Source organism: Desulfonatronospira sp. (assembly GCA_003563255.1).
Classification (GTDB): domain Bacteria; phylum Desulfobacterota; class Desulfovibrionia; order Desulfovibrionales; family Desulfonatronovibrionaceae; genus Desulfonatronospira.
Window position 1 is genome coordinate 1 of sequence record PWSL01000412.1, and the last position, 5,571, is coordinate 5,571.

Below are 5,571 nucleotides of genomic sequence, written 5' to 3' on the forward strand. Positions count from 1 at the left end.
CTGTCTGGCCTGTCTGACTTGTCTGAACTGTCTGGCTGGGCGGGCCATCCCTGCCCCCGTACCTGGACCAGACTTAACAGCTCCGGCCTCCGGTATCTTCCTGCATTATTGCACTTAATCAGTGTAAGAGTCAAAATCCATGCCTCTCCATCCTGCATTATTCATCGCATCACGGTGCGGAGCCCGGGATAACGCTCATTCCTGGGTTGCTTGTCCTATTTATGTTGCCCCACAGGCACATGTTTTTCATATTCCAGATCTTCGTGCTTAAAGGCTATTCTTACCCGGCCCGGCAGATCATCCTGAACCCAGTCTTCATCAGCCAACCTGCCCCTTTCATGCAGTCGCTGATCCGGCAGTTCCAGCTCCAGACCGGCAAAAGGCTGAAATTCCTCAGGGGAGTAGGAAATATTCCAGTCTTCTATCCTGTCCAGCACCTTGACACTTTTTTCAGCAAAGTATGAACCAGGCTGGTAATGCTCTCTTTCAAATTCTGTGCCCCGTCTGAAGCTATCCACGGCTTCAACAAATTCTTTGCCTGGTCTGGGTGACTTAAAGATAAACAGGCACCGGCCATCGCTTTCCTGACAGCTATCCAGGTAAAGGACACTGAAAAAAAGAGCTGATCCTGCTCCGCCAATCGCCCCTGTGCCGTTGCGGGTTACGTAAAATATTGAGTCCGGCCCGCCTGCAAAAAGAAGAGTTGAGCCTTCGCTCCAGTTAATATCATAGCTTACGGCTCTGGAAATGTCATCCTGTATCAGTCTCAAAGCAGCCTCAAGCCTGACGGCCTTTTCAGTTTGCCGGTCATCACTATCCCAGACCCTGACTCCAATGGAAAAGGCCTGATACAAAGTCAACACTACCAGAGAAACAATGGTCATGGCAACCACCAGTTCAAGCAGGGTAAAGCCCGAGCTTTTGTGGTATATTGTCATCTGATTTATATCCTCTGTCCCGCACCTGCCTGGGGAGCTTGTTAATTAAACTCACTGAAATTTTACTAAAGCGGAATTTATTTGTTGACCTCCAGGGACTGGCTCTTTTGCCGCCGAGGTTTTGGAGCAATGGCAAATTGACAACCAGCAAAAGTGCCTGTCCCCGATTGAGACAGGTTATTACATTTTTTATAAATTGCGCTGTAGTGTTAATAGCTTTATAAAAAAACATGATTTCAGATAGTTACACTGCAAACACCTATGGACATTTTAGATTTTGAAAATGCAGTAAATCCAGAGTGTTGTACGATAACTTTTGACTGTCGTATCTGTTTAGCGTTTTTAAGGAAAGCAGGAGACTGGCACCACCGCACTTATTTTTCTTAAGAATGTTTAACGGAATTTTAAAAATAAGTGCGGGAAGAGCCAGTCCCCATGCCACATGCAAAGCGCTGAACAGATACTGACTGTCCAGATTACAAAGGCCCTGTGTATTGGATGAAGACATCTCTCGCCAGAGGCGTGACAGGCAGGGTATGAGGAGTAAGTCTGACCGCTGACTTCTGTCATGCGTCTTGGCCTGATGAAAAGGAAATTTTGCAGTCGCACCCTACTGTGTATATTGGAAGTGACGTCTCTTGAAATCCTGGTCGAAAAAACCCGTTTCATGCTGTACATAACGAAGCAAAGTCCACTTTCTGCCCTGATGGTACTGGTACTCAAATACATACCTGTACAGATCGCTGCCTACCTGCAGCTGGTCATCAGAATGCGCCCTGGTCTGTTCAGTATCCACCTGTTCTATGTGCAGTCTCCAGTCTCCATGGTTATCCTCACCTTCCCATTCAAAATTGCTGTCTCGGACATCTGCTGCCAGAATTGCATTGAATTTCTGATTTACATGGACTGTTTCCACCGTCCTTTGCATAGAAGCAAACTCAAGCTTCAGGCCCGCGGACAGCACCTGGAAAAAAACCGCCACTGTCATTCCGGTTATGACCAAGGCAACCAGGACTTCCAGTAAAGTGAACCCCTCTTTATTATTCAAGGCTTGTCTGTGCAATCAGGTATCCAGATGTTTTCTTTTGGTCTGGTGTATAGTAAAGGCCTCAAAGAACGGCAGACCGGCCGGCTACCCTTCGTCCAGACTGAAGCTGATCCTGCCCAGGAATGGATCCACCACAGGAAACAGCCTGAACTCGCCTGAAGTGACCACAAAATCATCCACCACCATAGATCCGTCAGCAAAGAATATTGCAAATGCGCTTTCACCATCTCGAGCATCTTCAAAAACAAGCTGCACACCTTGAGGTGCTTTAATTGTTTTCCCTCGAAGAGTCTCCTGAACTGATGCAGCCTCTGGGTTGTACTCACACAAATTATCACGCCCTTCCAGAATTGCATGGCTTCTGGCAGTACGCATAAACTGAGACAGTTCTGAGGCAAAGGCCCTGGCTTCAATGGCTTCTTTCTGGCGGAAATTCATCCCGAAAAAAAGCCCGCCGGCAACGCTGATTATCAGCAGCACAACTAGAAGCTCCAGTAGTGAAAAGCCCCTGGAACTACTGCGTCCGGGTATTGAAAACATGGGACGATCCAGTGCAGTTGCCTGACTCAGTTTTCCCAACTCCTGACCTCTGCGCTGTCGCCTTCCCCTCCAGGTTCGCCGTCAGCCCCGTAAGACCACAGATCGTATTCACCATGGTCACCAGGGGATTTGTACTGGTATTCATTTCCCCAGGGATCTTTGGGAATATTCCGGTTTAAATAGGGGCCATTCCAGTTTCTCACGCCCGAGGGCTCTCTTCTCAGGGCGTCCAGTCCCTGTTCTGTGGTGGGATAGCGACCAACGTCCAGACGATAGGAGTCCAGGGCGGTTCCCAGAAGCTCTATCTGGGATTTGGCCGTACTGACCCGGGCGTCGTCCACATGTCCGAAAAGCCTCGGTCCCACCAGTGAAGCCAGAAGCCCCAGAATGATCATAACGATCAAAAGCTCGATAAGGGAAAAGCCCCGCTGGTGTTTTCTCATGGGATAGTTTGCACTGTTTTTCATTTTTTTATTTACCTCCATATCAATGTCTGGTGTAGTATCAACTGTATTATCCAAATTCTGTCTGGCGATCAAATACCAGCCATGCGGTCAACCCTTGCAGGAAAGTTGATCACGGCTTCCTGCCCAGCCTCCGGACCGTTAGACCCGTGCCTGCGGGCCGGGAATGAAGGAAATATCCTGACACCGTCCACGCGAGGCGTCTGACAGGCGGTTACAGAAGTAAGTTACCGATAAAGTCTTGAGCGTCAAAGGCTTCCGAGCGTGCCTGGTTCATATGCCCAGTTCGTTAAGTGTAAACACCGCCAGCAGCATGGAAACCACCATGGCTCCAATTACAAGCCCCATAACAAGTATTATCAGTGGTTCAAACAAAGAGGTAAAGGACTTTATTGCAGCCTTGAGATCCTTGTCATACATATCTCCTACTTTTTCAAGCATGGCCGGCATATTTCCCGACTCTTCCCCCACTCCCAGCATGTTTACAGCCAGGGAGGGAAAGACCTTGTGATTCTCAAGGGACACTGAAAGCATACGCCCCTGTTTCAAGTCCTCATAAACCAGTGTCAGGGAAGATTTTAGGGTATTGTTGGATATGACGCCTTTGACAATATTCATGGCAGCCAGAATGGACACTCCGCTATTGAGCAGTGTGCCCAGTGTTTTGGAAAAACGGGCTATTTCGATTTTCAGGATAATGGGACCGATCATGGGCATTCCCAGCTTGAATCTGTCCCACCATTCTCTGCCCCCAGGGGTCGATATGACATATTTGAACAGAATCAGCGAGCCGGCCACAATTAAAAACAACAGCCACCAGTGGTTTTGAAGAAAATCACCAGCAACCAGCATGATGCTGGTGGCGGTTGGCAGGTCCACCCCCATATCTTCAAATATGTCTGCAAACCTTGGTATTACCACAGTAAGCATTACCAGGATGGATGCAATGGCTGTCAGCCCCAGAATTGCAGGGTAAATCATGGAGGAAACAAGATAGTCCTTGAGTTCCTGGATTTCGCTCAAAAACTCTGCCACCCGGTCCAGGACCACGTCCAGGACACCCCCTGTTTCCCCGGCCCTGACCATGTTTATAAAAACCACTGGAAAAACATCCGGATGTTTGGCCAGGGCCTGATGTAATGTACTGCCCTCTCTTATGTGGTTGTGTACATCACTTATTACAGTTGCAAAAGCTTTATTTTCAGTAAGATCATGAAGAATGGACAGGCATTTATTCAGGGTTATCCCTGCCTTGAGCATTGTGGCTAAATGCTCTGAAAACATAATAAGATCCTTGGTCCTGACCCTGCGCCGGATGCTCAATTTTAAGGCTGCAAGCCTGGAAAAAGGATTCTTGACGGCGGTGTCTGTATCGTACAGGTTTTCAGCAGCATCAGACCTCCAGGCATCCGCCTGTCCCAGGGTGGATACAGACAAGGGTATAAGTCCCTGCGCCTGCAACCGGGCCACGGCTTTTTTATGACTCTCTGCAATCACTTTTCCGTGACGGACTTTGCCTTCATGCGTGGCCGCCTTATACTGAAATTCCATATTATCCTGAGGGGTTAAAGCTAAAGTAAAACTGTTTAATTGTAATCATGCAGGGGGTCCCCGGTGGTGACTAATGGCACAAGGCCAGGGGACTGTCCCCCGCTAAGTCATGATTATGCAGCTTCACAAAATTTCGCGTCTATACTTTTTGTACTTGTGCATGAAAAGTGTCGCGGGGACTGTCCCCCTGGCCGGTACCTGCCCCCTGAATAGTTAGGCTAAGCCTAATCATCACTCATTGCATCTTTGCAACCGGGTTCTGAACTCTTGAGCCTTGTGTCCCTGCCTTCCCGGCCCTGTTCATAAATCGCCAGACGCTGCATGAGCACCCGGATCTTATGTTCCTGCCTGGAACGGTCAATATCCATAAACAAAAGCTTGATCAAAACCAGGCACCAACTCAGAAATATCAGGATAACAGGTGGATATCCTATTCCCAAAATTTGACCGAAATAGTTCACCACACCAGGAAAAACCCCCACAAAAACCAACCCGGCAGCTACAAAAAACCACCAGAGGACATAATTTGCTGATAAAGCATCCCGCCTGACAAGGCGGATAATCATTACAGCAGTAGCTATCCCCAGGATAGCGGTAAAAATATTGTAGGCCGGGATCACTGATGGTTCAACCTTTGCGTTTGACTTTTTGTCTATACTTGCAGGCGGAAAGAGAGGTGGTCACTGTCATGTATTTTGCTACTTTAAACCAGTTATTGAATACCCTTGAATGTCCGCTTTTTCTAGGAAGCATTTCAACGGGTACCTCTTTGATTGTTAAACCGAATTTTTTCAGGAGAAGAATGGCTCCGATATCCTGATAGTCAAACAAGTAAGCCCTTTTGTCCAGCATCAAACGCATGGCCCGGCGGTTGTAGACCCGGAGGCCTGACGTTAGATCCTGCAGTTCAGTCTCACTGATGCTGCGAAACCAGCTCCAGGCAAAGCGTCGCATGCGGCTGACTCTTTTTGGGCAGGATCCAATTAATACATCGTATATCTTCAGATATTCATAGCGCAACAGGTTTTGA

General features: G+C 48.1%; 6 protein-coding genes and 1 pseudogene. All 7 read right to left on the reverse strand.

The genetic code is table 11. From position 1 onward, the window contains the following. Nucleotides 1-215: 215 nt before the first annotated feature. Nucleotides 216-938 (reverse strand): prepilin-type N-terminal cleavage/methylation domain-containing protein, encoded by a 723-nt coding sequence (locus QZP87_RS12050; protein ID WP_291323173.1) that lies wholly within the window; start codon nucleotides 936-938, stop codon nucleotides 216-218. A 610-nt stretch (nucleotides 939-1,548) separates the two neighbouring features. Further along, entirely contained in the window at nucleotides 1,549-2,001 is a 453-nt protein-coding gene (locus tag QZP87_RS12055; protein WP_291323174.1) for a prepilin-type N-terminal cleavage/methylation domain-containing protein, read from the reverse strand. Between the two features lie 69 nt (nucleotides 2,002-2,070). After that, nucleotides 2,071-2,526, reverse strand: coding sequence for a prepilin-type N-terminal cleavage/methylation domain-containing protein (locus tag QZP87_RS12060; protein WP_291323175.1), 456 nt, complete (start codon nucleotides 2,524-2,526; stop codon nucleotides 2,071-2,073). Nucleotides 2,527-2,552: 26 nt separating this feature from the next. After that, complete coding sequence (gspG, locus tag QZP87_RS12065; RefSeq protein ID WP_291323176.1) at nucleotides 2,553-2,993, reverse strand: type II secretion system major pseudopilin GspG; 441 nt, start codon at nucleotides 2,991-2,993, stop codon at nucleotides 2,553-2,555. A 270-nt stretch (nucleotides 2,994-3,263) separates the two neighbouring features. Continuing rightward, nucleotides 3,264-4,541, reverse strand: a complete 1,278-nt coding sequence (locus QZP87_RS12070) for a type II secretion system F family protein (protein WP_291323177.1) — start codon at nucleotides 4,539-4,541, stop codon at nucleotides 3,264-3,266. A gap of 224 nt (nucleotides 4,542-4,765) precedes the next feature. Continuing rightward, nucleotides 4,766-5,161 carry a DUF2304 domain-containing protein gene (locus tag QZP87_RS12075; protein WP_291323178.1) on the reverse strand — a complete coding sequence of 132 codons (396 nt, stop codon included), beginning with the start codon at nucleotides 5,159-5,161 and terminating at the stop codon, nucleotides 4,766-4,768. 7 nt (nucleotides 5,162-5,168) lie between these two features. Next, nucleotides 5,169-5,571: pseudogene (locus tag QZP87_RS12080) on the reverse strand (hypothetical protein); the annotation flags it as partial.